The sequence below is a fragment of the Bythopirellula sp. genome (genome assembly GCF_041737835.1).
Lineage (GTDB): Bacteria > Planctomycetota > Planctomycetia > Pirellulales > Lacipirellulaceae > Bythopirellula.
The window spans coordinates 17,872-33,332 of record NZ_JBGSQY010000027.1 but is presented as its reverse complement, the minus strand read 5'-3'; the positions used below and the strand labels follow the sequence as shown (position 1 = coordinate 33,332).

Annotated in this window: 15 protein-coding genes; all 15 read left to right on the top strand. The window is 56.6% G+C overall.

The features are described from left to right. The first annotated feature begins 33 nt into the window (after positions 1–33). A complete protein-coding gene (locus AC6T8Q_RS08325) occupies positions 34–885 on the top strand; it encodes a sensor histidine kinase (protein ID WP_500678633.1) in 852 nt (283 codons plus the stop codon). After that, the gene (locus tag AC6T8Q_RS08320; protein WP_500678632.1) at positions 885–2,354 is read left to right on the top strand and encodes a sigma-54-dependent transcriptional regulator; all 1,470 of its coding nucleotides are present in this window, start codon (positions 885–887) and stop codon (positions 2,352–2,354) included. The genes AC6T8Q_RS08325 and AC6T8Q_RS08320 overlap by 1 nt, the downstream gene beginning before the upstream one ends. Positions 2,355–2,521: 167 nt before the next feature. Then, complete coding sequence (flgB, locus tag AC6T8Q_RS08315) at positions 2,522–2,956, top strand: flagellar basal body rod protein FlgB (protein ID WP_500678631.1); 435 nt, start codon at positions 2,522–2,524, stop codon at positions 2,954–2,956. Between the two features lie 36 nt (positions 2,957–2,992). Further along, entirely contained in the window at positions 2,993–3,403 is a 411-nt protein-coding gene (gene flgC / locus AC6T8Q_RS08310) for a flagellar basal body rod protein FlgC (protein ID WP_496921704.1), read from the top strand. A gap of 93 nt (positions 3,404–3,496) precedes the next feature. Continuing rightward, positions 3,497–3,802 (top strand): flagellar hook-basal body complex protein FliE, encoded by a 306-nt coding sequence (gene fliE, locus AC6T8Q_RS08305; RefSeq protein ID WP_496921703.1) that lies wholly within the window; start codon positions 3,497–3,499, stop codon positions 3,800–3,802. Between the two features lie 60 nt (positions 3,803–3,862). Further along, complete coding sequence (locus AC6T8Q_RS08300) at positions 3,863–5,539, top strand: hypothetical protein (RefSeq protein WP_500678630.1); 1,677 nt, start codon at positions 3,863–3,865, stop codon at positions 5,537–5,539. Between the two features lie 16 nt (positions 5,540–5,555). Then, complete coding sequence (locus tag AC6T8Q_RS08295; RefSeq protein WP_500678629.1) at positions 5,556–6,614, top strand: FliG C-terminal domain-containing protein; 1,059 nt, start codon at positions 5,556–5,558, stop codon at positions 6,612–6,614. Between the two features lie 5 nt (positions 6,615–6,619). Further along, positions 6,620–7,285, top strand: a complete 666-nt coding sequence (locus tag AC6T8Q_RS08290; protein ID WP_496921700.1) for a FliH/SctL family protein — start codon at positions 6,620–6,622, stop codon at positions 7,283–7,285. A gap of 18 nt (positions 7,286–7,303) precedes the next feature. Next, positions 7,304–8,650, top strand: a complete 1,347-nt coding sequence (locus AC6T8Q_RS08285) for a FliI/YscN family ATPase (protein WP_500678628.1) — start codon at positions 7,304–7,306, stop codon at positions 8,648–8,650. 12 nt (positions 8,651–8,662) lie between these two features. Beyond that, positions 8,663–9,121: a flagellar export protein FliJ gene (fliJ, locus tag AC6T8Q_RS08280; protein ID WP_500678627.1), complete on the top strand. Its 459-nt coding sequence runs from the start codon at positions 8,663–8,665 to the stop codon at positions 9,119–9,121. Further along, positions 9,109–9,810, top strand: coding sequence for a hypothetical protein (locus AC6T8Q_RS08275; protein ID WP_500678626.1), 702 nt, complete (start codon positions 9,109–9,111; stop codon positions 9,808–9,810). The genes fliJ and AC6T8Q_RS08275 overlap by 13 nt, the downstream gene beginning before the upstream one ends. 20 nt (positions 9,811–9,830) lie before the next feature. Further along, positions 9,831–11,231: a flagellar hook-length control protein FliK gene (locus AC6T8Q_RS08270; protein ID WP_500678625.1), complete on the top strand. Its 1,401-nt coding sequence runs from the start codon at positions 9,831–9,833 to the stop codon at positions 11,229–11,231. A 39-nt stretch (positions 11,232–11,270) separates the two neighbouring features. After that, complete coding sequence (locus AC6T8Q_RS08265; RefSeq protein ID WP_500678624.1) at positions 11,271–12,113, top strand: flagellar hook assembly protein FlgD; 843 nt, start codon at positions 11,271–11,273, stop codon at positions 12,111–12,113. Between the two features lie 89 nt (positions 12,114–12,202). Next, positions 12,203–14,596, top strand: a complete 2,394-nt coding sequence (locus AC6T8Q_RS08260; protein WP_500678623.1) for a flagellar hook-basal body complex protein — start codon at positions 12,203–12,205, stop codon at positions 14,594–14,596. A 42-nt stretch (positions 14,597–14,638) separates the two neighbouring features. Further along, positions 14,639–15,448 carry a motility protein A gene (locus tag AC6T8Q_RS08255; RefSeq protein WP_500678622.1) on the top strand — a complete coding sequence of 270 codons (810 nt, stop codon included), beginning with the start codon at positions 14,639–14,641 and terminating at the stop codon, positions 15,446–15,448. Positions 15,449–15,461 lie beyond the last annotated feature (13 nt).

Genomic DNA, 15,461 nt, shown 5'->3' with positions numbered 1-15,461 from the left:
ACCCTGCGACTCTTCACCGCGGAGGAGAACTCCGTGGCGGAGCCACTTGAATTGACCGCGGGCTGCAGCCTCGAAACCGTCCTCGCCGCATGGCATGAAGCCACCGTACGGCTGCAGGAAACACATGAGTTGCTGCAAGGCGAAGTCCGTCGGTTGAACGATGAGCTGGAAGTCAAAAACAAACAATTAGCGCTGCAAAATCGCCTGGCCGATCTAGGCCGGATGGCCTCGCACGTCGCCCATGAAGTTCGCAACAGTTTGGTTCCCGTCACTTTGTACATGGACTTGCTCAAACGCCGGCTCACCAGCGACGCCGACAGCATGGACATCCTGACCAAAATCGAGGCAGGGTTCATCGCCCTGGACGTTACCGTGAACGATCTCCTGAATTTCACGTCGCATCGTGAGCCCCGTTGGCAATCGTTTCCAGCCCTGGATATGATTCGCGAAGTTTGCGATGCCCTGGGACCACAGCTCAAAGCCCAATCGATTCACGTCGATTTGGAAGTTTCCACGAAGGCCCAGATTTATGCCGACCGCGAAATGCTGCGCCGTGCCGTGCTGAATCTCGCCCTCAATGCGCTCGACGCGATGTCCAAAGGCGGCGAGCTCGTGATCACCGCTTTTGATGGACCACGTGGCTTTGTTCTCGAGGTTGCCGACAGCGGTCAGGGCCTCAGCCAGAATCATTTGGGTAAAGTCTTTGAGCCGTTCTTCACCACCAAGAGCAACGGTACGGGATTGGGCCTTGCCATCGTCCATCGTATTGCCGAAGCCCACGGCGGCCGCGTGTCAGCCAGCAATTGTCCTGAAGGGGGCGCGGCGTTCACCATCGAACTTCCCTACAAGCAAGCTCAAGTTCAAACGCACAGGATCGCAGCGTAATGGCACAGCAAGCCAAACATATCCGGCGGATGTTGGTCGTTGACGATCACGCGGCAGCGCGCGAATCGGTCGCCGACGTTCTCCGCCAAGCTGGCCACGAAGTCATCTGCGCATCGAGTGCCAGCGAAGCCTTGGGGCTACTGACACGCAACGAATTCCAAGTCATCGTCACCGATTTGCAAATGCCCGGTATGGATGGACTCGAATTCATCCGCCAGATTCATCACCGCAACTTGCGCGTACAGGTAATTATGGTCACCGCTCACGCCACAATTGCTTCTGCCGTCGAAGCGATGCGTTATGGAGCGTTTGACTACTTAGAAAAACCTTTTAACGCGACCCAACTCGAAGCGACCGTCAATCGTGCCCTTGAGCGTGGACAACTGTTGGTTCCTGATGAACAACATGCGGCAGCCTCAATTTCCATGGGCGAAATTCCCGGGCTCGTCGGCAATAGTCGTGCCATGCAGGAACTTCGTATTCGATTGGCCCAGGTAGCAAAGACTGACGAGACAGTTTTGATCTGCGGCGAAAGCGGCACGGGCAAAGAACTTGTGGCCAAGGCCATTCATCACCAAAGTAAGCGTGCCACGGGGCCGCTGGTCAGCCTGAACTGCCCTGCCCTATCACCACAACTTACGGAAAGTGAACTCTTTGGTCATCGCCGCGGAGCTTTCACCGGTGCCGATGATGATCGCATCGGCCGGTTTGAAACTGCTGAAAGCGGCACGATCTTTCTCGACGAAATCACGGAAATCGATCTCGGCTTGCAAGCCAAACTCTTGCGTGTCTTGCAGGAACGCACCTTCGAGCGTGTCGGTTGTAGCAAAACCCGCGCGGCGAATGTCCGCGTCCTGGCCAGCACCAACCGCGACATTGCCAAGGAAGTTGCTGCAGGTCGCTTCCGCCAAGACTTGTACTATCGGCTGGCCGTCGTGCCGCTGATGTTGCCGCCACTAAGAGAGCGTGATGAAGACGTTCATTTGCTTACGGATTTCTTCCTCGAGCGCGCCGCCAAACGGCTGAGCCGCGACATTTGTACACTCACCGACGACGTTCGCGATCTGTTCGCCGCCTATCACTGGCCCGGCAATGTCCGCGAACTGGAAAACATTGTCACACGAGCTTGTGTGCTCAACGACGGCCGTGCGATCACTGCGGTTGAACTTCGGCCCTGGCTCGAGCAACCCGAGAGCATCGACTACCGCCGTCCCGCAGCCTTGCCTGTTGGCACGACGCTCGAAGACATGGAGCGGGAAATGATTGTCGCGACGCTCGAACACTATCAAGGACACCGTGCCCGCACGGCGGAAGCCTTGGGTATCGGCATTCGTACCTTGAGCGGCAAGCTCCGGTCTTATGGTTACGCACCCCATGCCAAGGAATTCGCCGAGACAGCCCCCGTTCGGCAGAATCTGCCGATGGCATCGGCAGATTCTGCCGAACTGCGGCCACGGCAGTCAGCGTAAACTGCACAAGAAACGAAACACGAGTAGAACACGCAATACATTGAAACTGGGACAAAACAAAGCAATTCCAAAACCGTTTGAAACACAAAAGTTGATTTGAACTTCGTCGGTACGTGACTTGCTTGCGTGCCAGCTAAGCCATTGGGCCAAAGTCCCACGAGGTAACCATGCTGTCGAACATGTTTGATTCATCGTCCCTGCCCGCGCTCGAGCAGGTCGTGAACTTCACGCAAGCACGCCACGGCGTGTTGGCGGGCAACATTGCCAATATCGACACGCCGGGCTACAAGTCCCGCGATTTGTCAGTAGAAAAATTTCAAACACAGCTGCAGGAAGCCGTCTCCGCCCATCGCCACGCCGCCGAGTTGCCATCCTATGCAAACAGCGACTACTACGGTGCCGAGCCTATGGACGTCGCCAAAGAACCTTGGGATAAGGTTCGCCAGGTGACCGACGACATTTTGTTTCACGATGAGCACAACGTCAGCCTGGAAAAACAGGTCACTGAAATCACTAAGAACCAAACCCAGCACAATGTCGCGTTAACGATCATGAACGCTCAGTTTCGTCTGCTCCGGGCAGCCGTGACCGAGCGTGTTTAGTCGGACAAATTAATAGCGTGTAAGGAGTAACCAACGATGTATTCGGTCTTCGATGTCAGTTCGAGCGGCTTGATTGCCCAGCGGACACGACTCGACGCGATTTCGTCGAATCTGGCCAATATCTCCACGACGCGCAATGAGTCCGGCCAAGTGGAACCATACACCCCACGGTTTGTGATTTTTCAAACGGACGACGAAATCACCACCTCCGGCGGCGGCCAGGGTGTGAAGATCGACCGCGTTGAATATTCCACGGTGTTACCCAATATGAAATACGAACCGGGCCATCCCGACGCCGACGCCGAAGGCTATGTGGCCTACCCAAATATTGACATGACCACCGAATTCGTCGACGCCCTCGGAGCGACCCGCGCGTACGAGGCCAACGTCGGCGTAATTGAAGTTTCCAAAGACATCAGCAACCGCACCCTGCAAATTTTGGCCTAAACGCCTTTTGACCCGCAATTAAAGAAAGGAGTTGTTGTCTCGTAAGTTGACGTAATCGCACGTTGGGGGGCCAACGCCGACAACTACCGAGCCATGAGTGCTATTACCCCCGCCCAGTCGTTTGCCCAGCAGTCGATTTCCTCGCCTGCCGCGCTGAACAAACCCACAACGATTGACGCCGGATCGTTCAAAGACTTCCTGGTCGATTCGATTCGCGACGTCAACAACATGCAGAATCAAGCCGACCATGCCGTCGAAACCATGATGACCGGTGGCGATGCCGATCCTGCGGAAGTCCTCACGGCCGTCCAAAAAGCGGATCTCGCGTTCCGACTGATGATGCAAATGAGAAACAAGATGATGCAGGTCTACCAAGAGGTGCGAGAAATTCGTGTGTAGATACTAGCAGGTTGCACTCCCGAACTCAGAAGTTAGTACAAGTCAAATTGAGGTCCATGGATGGATTTCCTGAATCAAGCCTTCGCCCAGATCCGCGATCTGTTCCTGTCGATGACCCCTGCTGCTCGGGTTACCTCCGTGCTGCTCGTGGCCGTCATTGGCGTGAGCCTCGGGTTTCTTGTCAAACAAAACGGTGCGGGACCCGAAGCTTATCTCTTCAATGGCGAATCGCTCCGCCCTGCGGATGCCGACCGCGTGGAAGCCGCGATTGCCCAAGCCGGCCTTAATGGCTGGGAACGGAATGGCAATCGCATCATGGTCCCCCGCAGCCAAATGGCGGAGTATTTGGGTGCGGTGGCCGACGCCGGTGCGCTGCCCCCCAATCACGATTCGATCATTTTGCAGGCGCTCGATTTGGGGCCGTTCGTCGACGACAAAACACGCCGCGAACGTTTGAAGGCCGCGCGCGAACAACAACTTTCAATGATCATCCGCGCTATGGACGGCATTGAAGAAGCCAAAGTCATTTACGACGTCACCGAAGCTCGCGGCCTGTCGCGTGCTGCTCAAGCCAGCGCGACCGTCAGTGTTCGCCCCGCCCCGGGACGGTCGCTTGATCCGCAGCGCACAAAACTCATTCGTAAGGCCGTCGCTGGTGCGATCGCCAATCTCAACATCGATGACGTTACGGTCATCAACTTGGGCGACGGCAACACCTTCGGCGATGAAATCTCTCCCGAGTCGTTCGATACGCCCTATTTTCAACATAGGGTGGCCTTCGAGCGTCAAATGCAGGGCAAGATCGAAAAATTGCTGATGCACATCCCCGGCGTGCAGGTGCAAGTGACCGCTGAGTTGAGTCCGACGCTCACGGCCGAAACTCGCACGATCGCAGCCGAAGGAGAAGCCACCGCCTTGCGCGAATCGAACCAAGAAAAAGTTATCGACACCCAGCACCTCAACAAAGGGGGCCGCCCCGGCTTGGTGGCACAAGGTCCTGGCCGCGGAGCGGAAGGTGTCAACGAAGTGACCGTCAAGAACACCGAATCAGACACACAATCGGAACAAAATTACTTTGTTCCAACCAAGGACGAACTGACAACTCAAGCCGGCCTCGTTCCCGAACATGTCCGCGCGGCAGTGGCCGTACCCACCGGTTATCTCATCTCGATGTATCGCGAGCAACAACGACGCAAAGGCGAGGATCCCAATCAACCGTTGCCCGCCGATATCAACACCACGCTCGAAGTTTATAAGAAAGACGTGGAAGATTCCGTCAAAGCCGCGGTCGTGCCGCTGCTACCCAAGGAGCTCGCTCAATACAACTTGAGCGACGTCGTGGTTTCGTTCTTTGAAACACTCACGCCAGAAACCATCGAAGAGCCATCCATTGCCAGCGATGCTCTCGTCTGGACGAGCCAAAACTTCAACACGCTCACGATGAGTGGATTGGTCTTGGTCGGGCTTGTGATGCTGCGTTCGCTCGTCAAAGGTTTGCCCACGCCGGAACCGCTCGCCGCCGCGGCCAATCCTACGCTGACCATCGCTGGAGGCACGGGTTCCACGACGAATGACAAATCCGAATCCAGCGAAGAGGAACAGGAAGCAGACGAAGAACGGCCCCGTCTTCGTTTGAAGAAAGGCACCAGCCTCCGCGACGAACTAACCGCCATCGTCAAAGAAGACCCCGATTCGGCCGCGGCCATTTTGCGCACCTGGATTTCTAACGCCAGCTAAGACCTGAAGCTCCCATATGAAAACTATTCAAGACAAATCACTACGCAAAGTCGCTATTCTGGTTGCCAGCCTCGACGAGGCATGGAGCGATCGGATTCTGAGCACGCTCTCGCCGCAACAGGCCCGTAGCGTCCGCCTGCAACTTGATCAGCTCACGGACGTCGATCCCGACGAACAACGCCGAATCGTTGCCGAGTTCCGGCAAAGCTTGGCTCAACCCGTGGAACATTCTTCGACAGGCGTGGAATTAGAAGCCTCGTTACAAGAGCGAATCGATCACGACGATTATTCCCCGGTCCTACATCAACCAACTCACTTGCTCCAAAGCCTATCGGCGAACGACGCCGAGTTTCTGGTCGAGATGCTCAAAAGCGAAAGTGCGCAGACAATTGCTGTCGTACTATCACGACTCGATCCCAGTCGCGCCGCTGAACTACTGAACAAACTCCCTGCCGCACAACAATCCGACATTCTCGACCGATTGGGCGAACTCGACACGACCGACGAACACGCGATCCGCGTGATCGAGGCACAAGTCACACAGTGGATTCACGATCATCGTCGGCGCCAGGAACGAATGGCCGCTGGTCGCGAAATGGTCGAACGCATCATGAGCCGCACCACGACTCCTGCATCACCAAATCATTCGACCGTGATTGGCGGCAGGTTGCCCAAAGCAACTTCCACAATCGCCAGTGAATATTGCCAATCAACGCCGCAACGCGAAACCTTGCGGCCTCCGATGCGCTACGAACCGCTTCCCAAAGCGTCTCAAACCACACAACAACTCGATCCGTTCGCTCAACTCACCGCGGCCGAATGCCAAACGCGCATAGAAAAACTTTCCGACGAAGCCTTGCTCGGCGCGCTGTCGCAATGTGAATCACAAGTCGTGTCGCTCGCCCTCGTGGGAACCGGCGAAAAAACTTTGAAACGCGTACTGCGTGGTTTGCCGCGCCGCGAAGCCAAGGCCTTCCGCCAACAACTTCGCGACATCGGTCCGATTCGCTTGAGCGATTTGCTCGCCGCCCAACAAGAAGTCCTCCGCCAAGCCGCTGCCTATCACAAGAACTGAACCGCATGGCCACGATCATCAAATCCTCGACGCAAGCTCACACCACGGGCACGCCGCTGCGCCAAGTGGCGTACGACCTGAGCGATTTCTCGGGACAAGCCGACGACTATCTCGCGCGAGTTCGCACCGAGGCCGCCAAGATTGTCATGCAGGCTAAGCAGGAAGCTGAAAAGATTCGCTCGCAAGCCGAACAAGCGGGCCGCAAAGCCGCCGAAGCCGCGATCGAGAAAATACTCGATGAGAAAGTCGCCAAGCAAATGATTTCGCTGACACCTGCGCTTAATGCGGCTGTCGGTCAGATCGTTGACTCGCGTGCCGATTGGCAGCGTCATTGGGAATCAGCCATCGTGCAAATCGCCTGTGGCATCGCCAAACGCATCGTTCGCCGCGAACTCACCCAAGAGCCCGAGCTCACGCTCGAATGGATTCGCGAAGCACTCACGCTTGCTGGTGGTGCTGAAGAAATCACACTGCGGCTTCACCCCAATGATCTGGCCACGCTGCGCAGCCAAGTGGAACAACTGGCCCTGACTTTTTCACCGATCTCACCAGCCCGAATCGTCGCCGACGAGAAGATTTCGCAAGGTGGCTGTCGGTTAGACACGCGGTTCGGCAGCATCGATCAACAACTCGAAACACAACTCGCACGGATTGCTCAGGAACTTAGCTAACACGCTTTACAAGTCGCCATGAACTCACTCGCCCCCGAACTTCTGGATTCCGCCGTGCTGGCTGGCCTCACCGGCAGCGTCGCGCAAACCATCGGCTTAACCGCCGCGGTTGCGGATTTTCCAGCCCCCGTGGGTGCGCTCGTTACCATCACCAAACAGTCGGGCGAATTGATCGAAGCCGAGGTCGTGGGCTTTCGCGACAAGCTCACCCTGGTGATGCCGTACAGCAGTCTTGAAGGAGTTCGTCGTGGCAGCCCCGTGACGCTCGTCCGTAGCTCGCGCACCTTGAGCGTTGGCGATGCCTTGCTGGGCCGCGTGATCGATGCCCGCGGGCGCTGCATCGATGGGCGTCCCCAGCCGTTGCTCACGTCGCGACGTCCCTTAAAAGTCCAACCCATCCCTGCTACTCAGCGGCCACGCATCGAAGAACCGTTGGCGACCGGCGTTCGTGCGATCGATGGTTTGCTCACTTGTGGTCGCGGCCAACGCTTGGGAATCTTCGCGGGTTCGGGCGTAGGCAAAAGCGTGCTGATGGGCATGATGGGCCGCTATACTGATGCCGATGTCTCGGTGATTGCCCTCATCGGCGAACGTGGCCGCGAAGTCAATGAATTCATTCAACGCGAACTTGGCCACGAGGGAATCGCCCGCAGTGTGATTGTTGTTGCCACGAGCGATGACCCCGCGCTACTGAGAATTCAAGCCGCGTACACCGCGACAACAATCGCCGAGCATTTTCGTGATGCCGGCAAAGACGTACTGTTGGTGATGGATTCAGTCACTCGTTTCGCGCTCGCGCAGCGCGAAATTGGTCTCTCCGCTGGCGAACCCCCCACCACGCGTGGTTTTCCACCCTCGGTGTTCAACCTACTGCCGCAACTCGTGGAACGCGCCGGGCGCACCCCCAACGGCAGTATTACAGCTTTTTATTCCGTGCTCGTCGAAGGTGACGACGAAAACGAACCCGTCGCCGACACGATGCGCGGTTTGCTCGATGGGCACGTCTGGCTGTCACGCCGACTGGCCGAACGCGGCCATTTCCCGGCGATCGACGTGCTGCGGAGCATAAGCCGGTTGATGAGCGACGTCACGCCGCACGAATATCGCCTCGCAGCGCAAATGCTGCGGAAAATGCTTGCCGTGCTGCACGAGAATGAAGACTTGCTCGCCATCGGCGCCTATCGTCGCGGCACAAACCGCGAACTCGACGTCGCCGTGGCGATGCGAAACGACATTCATTCACTCCTACGTCAAGCCGTCGATCACCAGCAACCACTCGCCGAGATTCACGCCACGGTGCAAAAGCTCGCCCAACAATGCGCGGCAAATTTGAAAGCCCCCGCCCCGACAGCTCAACCGGCATAACAAAAATAAATCATGGCCAAATTCCACTTCCGACTAGCGACCCTCCAGAAACTCCGCGAAATCCAGCGCGACGAGTTGCGGTCGAAGCTGGCCGAAGCGGTGCAAGCTCAACGAATCTTGGAAGAACAGATGGCCCAGGTGGCTGCCGAAATTCAAGAGCTTCAGGCCTTCCGCCGCGCGGGTGTGACTTCACAACAACTTAACGTCGAACAGTTGCTCGAAGCCCAGCGGTATCAAGGGGTTTTGGCGGGCCAATATACCACGATGCAAGAACAAAACCGCTTGCTCGCCGCGGAAGTCGAACGTCGCCGCGGGGTCGTGGTCGAAGCCGATCGCCAAGTGAAGGTTTTGGAAAAACTCCGCGAACACAAACTCGAAGAACATCGCCACGAGCAATTGCGGGCCGAAACCAAAGTGCTCGATGAAGTCGCGGCGCGTCGTGGCCAGGAGGCTGACTTATGGCTGGCCTGATCCGTCTCATATTTCCGTTGGTGGGATTCTTCTGCACGGCGACTGTCGTGACAGCCCTCTCCTGCTACGGTTATCTGCGTCACTCGGGGCAACTCGACGACGACAAGATTTTTCGTTTGGTCGCGCTGCTGCATGATGTCGATCTCGAAAAGATTGCTCAGAAGAACGACGAGATCACCGAGCCCGAAGTTCCCCCCGAGGAAACGTCCTACGAGCAAAGCCAAGAGATTCTGCAAGTGGCCACGCTCCATTTGCAATCCAAGCGAGACGACCTCGACAAGCAGTTAGCCAACTTCGACGCCAAGTTCCGTCAGCTCAATACACAGAATCAGCTCTACCAAGGCTATCACCGCGAGGTCGAAGTTTACCTGGAAAAAGTCAAGAAAGAGGCTGAAAACGATGGCCTGCTGGCTGTGCGGAATCAGCTACAAAACCTGACGCCCAAGAAACAAGCCAAGCCCTTGTTGATCGCCATGATCAAGGAAAACCGCACCAAACAAGTGATTCTGCTGCTTAACGGCATGTCGGCCAAGAAGCGGAGCGACATCCTCAAGACGTTCGACTCGGCCGAAGACCTCGACATGCTTTACGAGATTCAAGAACAGATGCTCGACGGCGATCCGATCAAGCCGTTTGTTGAAGAACAATTGAAAAAGATGGCTGCCTCGACTCCCCTCGATGCTCAGTAGGCGATAGGGAAAGTTTTGTCATGAGTTCCACGATCGACACTTTGCTGAAAGTGACTACCACGCCCGTCAAGCCGGCCGCGCCGGCTGCCGCGCGCGATTCGGCCGAAGAATTTGATAATTACCTTCGACAAGCGGCCTCGTCACAAACAGCCTCCGAAAAGCCTGGCAAAGATCAAAGCACTCAGACGCGTAAATCCGTGGAGAGTGCGACCACCAGCGGCGACCAACAAGGAACCACGTCGTCACCCGACGAAGAAGCCAACACCACGCTCATCGAATCTGAAACTGCGACCGACGAGGAAACCGATGCCACCATCGTCGACGAAGTGTTACTGTCCGCCGTGGCAAGCGTGACTGTCACTCCGCCCACAGAGATCATCACCGCCGTTGAATTCACGGGGGAAGAACTGACCGCGGAGCCCATCACGGTGATGCCACAAGCCGAGCAATTGCCAACAGGCGAATCAGCGACGGCTCCGCAGTGGATTGACGAATTGGCTGCCGCGACAAAGACCGAACCGATTTTGTCCGACACCACGGCCGCAAATAACTCGACATTCACCACAGATACGATGGTTGCCGTGGTCGAAGAAACCGCTGCTACTGCCGAGCAAGGTGCTGGAGAATCGCAAGCCGAATTACCTGCTGCACCGATTGTTGATCCTGTCATCGCACAAGACGCAACTGCTGATTCGAAAGTGCCGCCTACAACCGACTCCGAAGACGAAGCTGCCGAAGAAATATCGGTTCTGGAAATCGACACGCAAATTCCAGAATTGGCGGCGAAAGAGGCCACGCAAACCATCTCCGAATCCGATGGCAAAACGTCGGAACTCAGCGTCAAAACACCCGAAGCGACAACTCCAGCCACTCCAACGACCACAGGCCAAATCACGGCTCAACCGTCAACAAGTTGGCACGGAGCGAATTCCGCCCCGGTCACCAAGCAAGATTCCGATCCGACGCTCCCCACAATCGATCGCGCCCGGTTCGTGCAGCGTGTCGCCAACGCGTTCCGTTCGGCACAGAACAATGAGGGTCACATTCAGTTGCGGCTCAGTCCCCCCGAGTTGGGTTCACTCCGCATTGAGATCGCGGTTCGCAACGGCGTGCTGTCCGCCAACCTTGAAGCCGAAACGGCCGACGCCCGCCGAGTGCTACTCGACAATCTGCCAGCGCTGCGCCAACGTCTCGCCGAGCAAGATATTCGCATCGAAAAGTTCGAAGTCGATATCCGCCGCGAAGGAGGGCAACCCGACGGCCAGGCCAATGCCCGCGAACAACAAACAGAACAACAATCGCAGCGTGGCGTCGCGCAAAATCGCATACGCACACAATCGACCAACAGCGAGATTCTCACAACTCGCGTGACACGCAGTTCGGGTACTGCCACCGACGCCGGCCTCGACGTGAGAATTTAATAACACACACAGGTTTCACTACAAACCGAGATTCCTAATATGTCGCAAATCAACACCGTCGCCAATTCGCTCACCGGCAACCAATCGGGCAGCAGTGCGATCCGAGATATGAACGTCGACGACTTTCTGAAGCTCATGATTACCGAGCTCCAGAATCAAGATCCGCTCAATCCGATGGAAAACGATCAAATGCTCGCTCAGATCGGCCAGATGCGCGAGATCGCCGCGAGCGAAAGCCTCACGCAAACGCTCGACTCGGTGCTGCTTGGTCAGAACATCGCGAGTGCCACCAACTTGATCGGTGCCGAGATCGACGCCATTTCTGACGACAACCAACGCGTCACCGGTACGGTCAAAAAAGTCGGCATCTCAGAAGGTGTCGCCAAGCTTCATCTCCAAGAAAACGCAGGGGCGAGTGTCTCCGACGAAGAAGGCGAACTGGCCGAAGGCGACTATCGCTACATGATCACCTGGGAAGCCTCCGACGGTACGCTCTTGGGCATCGAAACAACAACCCCCGTATCCGTGGATGCGGACGGCAAGTCTGTCATGCTCGCCAACCTTCCGGAAACATCTAAGGCCAAGCAAATTTATCGCACCAAGGTCGGCGGCGAGGGCCAGTATCACTTGGTCGGCACGATCAATAGTGGCAAGACCGCCACGTTCCACGACACCACCTCCGATGAAGACCTTTCCGCAACCGTGCTCAACGGCACGCCGCGAATGGTACTCAACGCAGGGCGCACTTATGAAGTGAGCCTCAACAACGTCGGCGAAATCCGTCCCCCCGCCACGGCACCAGAACCAACCGACCCAGACACGACGGATCCCGATCCAACCGATCCCGACACCACCCCCGACCCCGACACCACCGAAACCTAATCGTGTGTTAACCGCGACGAGTTGCAAAGCAACGCGGAGCGCGCTCCCCACAAACCAACGACCCCAAATTTGAACGCGAGGACTGTACCATGGGTTTGCAATCCGCACTAAGCACGGCTTTGACGGGCCTCAATGCCGCCGAAACGATCATCGACGTCGCCGGCAACAACGTCGCCAACGCGCAGACGGTTGGCTTCAAGGAATCGGGCGTCAACTTCGCGACCCAGTTCTTGCAAACGGTCAGCATCGGTGCTGCTCCCGGCAGTGGCAATGGTGGCACCAACCCTCGGCAGATTGGTTTAGGTGTGAAAGTGGCCGAAATTTCTCCCGACTTCACCCAAGGAACCATCGAGATCAGCTCGAACCCCTTGGATGTGGCCATTCAAGGAGACGGCTTTTTGATTGTCCAAGGTGGCCAAGGGGAGCAGCTTTACACTCGCAATGGTCAACTCAAAACCAACCAGAATAACGAAGTCATCACGATCAACGGCAACCGCGTGCTCGGCTACAACGCCGTCAACGGCGTCATCACAGAGAATCTCGAACCGCTCGTGATTCCCATCGGCGGCAGCGTGGTCAACAAGGTCACCAGCGCGGCATCGTTTTCGGGAACGCTGAGCCCCAGTGCCGCGGTCGGTGTTGCCAACATCATCGAATCGGATGTGCTAGGCAACGCTTCATTCCCCATACCGCAAAATTTCGCCACTGGCAGCTTTCTTTCCACTCCGCCAATTGATGTTTCCACCTCGACCGGCGCTGGCGACGGATCGGCCACGATTCCCGCGGGCGCATATTCCTACCGAGTCACTTATGTAGACTCCGATGGCAATGAATCCGCGGGCTCCACAGCTTTCACGGTCAATTCGACCGGCGGTGATATTGATCTCAGCAATCTGCCCACTGCCGATGGAGCGAATTATGTAGGACGTAATATTTACCGCACAACAGCGGGTGGCGTGGAATATTACCGAGTCAATGCCGCGCCCCTGAACGCCACGGATACGACCTTTACCGATACCGTGCTTGATGGAGCGTTGACTGTTCCAGCCAATGCTCTCGACACGTCATCCCTAGAAAACTCTGGCAACTACAGTTACTACGTCACCTACTACCGCTTATCGGATGGCATCGAAACACGGCCAAATTCTTTGCAAGGACCGATCTCGATCAATTCGTCCAATCAAAGAATTCGTATTACCGATATCCCTCAACCCTCCGCTGATGCCATTGCCGCAGGCTTTACTCAAATCCGTCTTTATCGAACCACCTCGGACGACAACAGCCAATTCCATCGACTCGCGACTATCCCTGCGGGTCAACAGAGCTACATGGATTCCGCCTCTGATGCGAGTATCGAAAACGAAGATTTGATCGATCTCGATGGCCCCAAGATTACGAACGACACATTGCTGACCGACGTCGTCCAACGCAGCGGGGGTGACTATACCAAGGTCTTCTCCGGCCCGGGTGTCCTCACTTTTGACGCGACCAAAGGTGGCAAAGCGATTCCGACCAAAACTTTCGAAGTGACTGCAACGTCGACGGTTCTCGACTACATGCGATTCTTGCAAGAATCGATGGGTATCGACACGAACGTCCCCGATGCGTCCTCAATTGTAGTACTCGACGGACGGATCACTGTTGAGGCCAACAAAGGTATCGCCAATGCCCTACAAATCGGACCGGCGTCTTTAGAATTCACGCCAACTTCCACAGGTCGGCCGGAAACCAAAAACTTGGGTTTCGATCAGATTCAACAGGCTGCCGGAGAAGGAACCTCCACAGAGTTCGTCGTTTACGACAGTCTAGGCGTGCCGCTGACTGTACAACTCACCACGGTGGTCGAACAAAAGAACGACAGTTCGACCGTCTGGCGCTGGTTCGCCACCTCGGGTGATAACGAGCCCCTCACAGGCGACAGCACGGTGGTCGGCACGGGTCTCATCAGCTATGACGACAATGGCGTGTTTGACCTCGCCAACAGCGGTAACCTCACGGTGGTGATCGAACGAAATGACACCGCCTCGGAATCGCCACTCGACTTTCAACTTGATTTCTCGCAAACCAACGGCAAGGAACAGGGCACAAGTCGGCTCAACTTCACCACGCAGGACGGCTTCCCGCCCGGCGTGCTCACCGACTTCTCAATCACCGAAACGGGCGAAATCCGTGGCGTCTACAGCAACGGCATCGGCCAAACGCTCGGCCAGATCGTGATGTCTCGGTTTATTAACAACACCGGTTTGCTCCAAGTCGGCAACAATATGTACACGATCGGCGTGAACTCGGGACAGCCGCAATACGGCATCCCCGGCGATGCCGGTATCGGTTCGCTCACTGCTGGTGCCGTGGAGTTGTCTAACACAGACATCGGTCAAAACTTGATCGATTTGATTCTAGCGTCGACGCAATATCGCGGCGGCGCGCGAGTCATCACAGCCGTGCAAGAATTGCTCGATGAGTTGATGGCGCTTCAGCGGTAATTTGAACCGGGTTAGCTAAGAGTTTTTATCGCTGAAAGTTTTATGGATATCGCCACGTTGCTCGGACTCGCCGTTGCCGTTTCGTTGATCGTGAGCTCGATCGCGCTCGGTGGCGGTTCGTTCGCGGCGTTCATCGATCTCCCCTCGGCGCTGATCGTGTTGGGGGGAGCAATGGCCTCTGCGCTGGTTTCGTTTCCTCTGCGAAACTTCGCCAGTGTGTTTCGCGTGACGGCCAAGTCGTTGTTCTACCGGCTGGAATCCGTGCCCCAGCTGTCGGGCGAAATTGTACGCCTAGCCGAGTTGGCCCGCCGTCATGGCTTGCTTTCGTTGGAAACGCAGCTTACAAAGATTCGACACCCCTTTCTGCTGTTGGGCGTGCAGTTGGCCATCGACGGCACGCGCCCCGAGGTGACGGAAGATATTTTGCGAACCGAACTCTCCGCGGTGGCGCACCGCCATCGCGACGGCAAGGGGGTGATCGATTGCATGGGTCGTTTCTCGCCCGCCTTTGGCATGATCGGCACCTTGATGGGGCTCGTAATGATGCTCGGCAACATGCGCGATCCGTCGAAAATCGGCTCAGGCATGGCGGTGGCGTTGCTCACCACGCTCTACGGAGCACTGGCGGCCAATGTGGTGTTTCTGCCCATAGCCGAGAAACTCAAATTCACCAGCCGTCAGGAACTCTTGGCGATGGAGCTCATCGTTCGGGGTGTGCTGGCAATCCAAGCCGGCGAGCATCCTCGCCTGCTCGAACAAAAGCTCAAATCGTTCGATCCTGATCGTACGCTGAGCGAAATCCGCCCCACGATACGGCAAGAAACCGCCACCGAAAAGCGCCGTGCCGCCTGATGCGGAGGGTGAG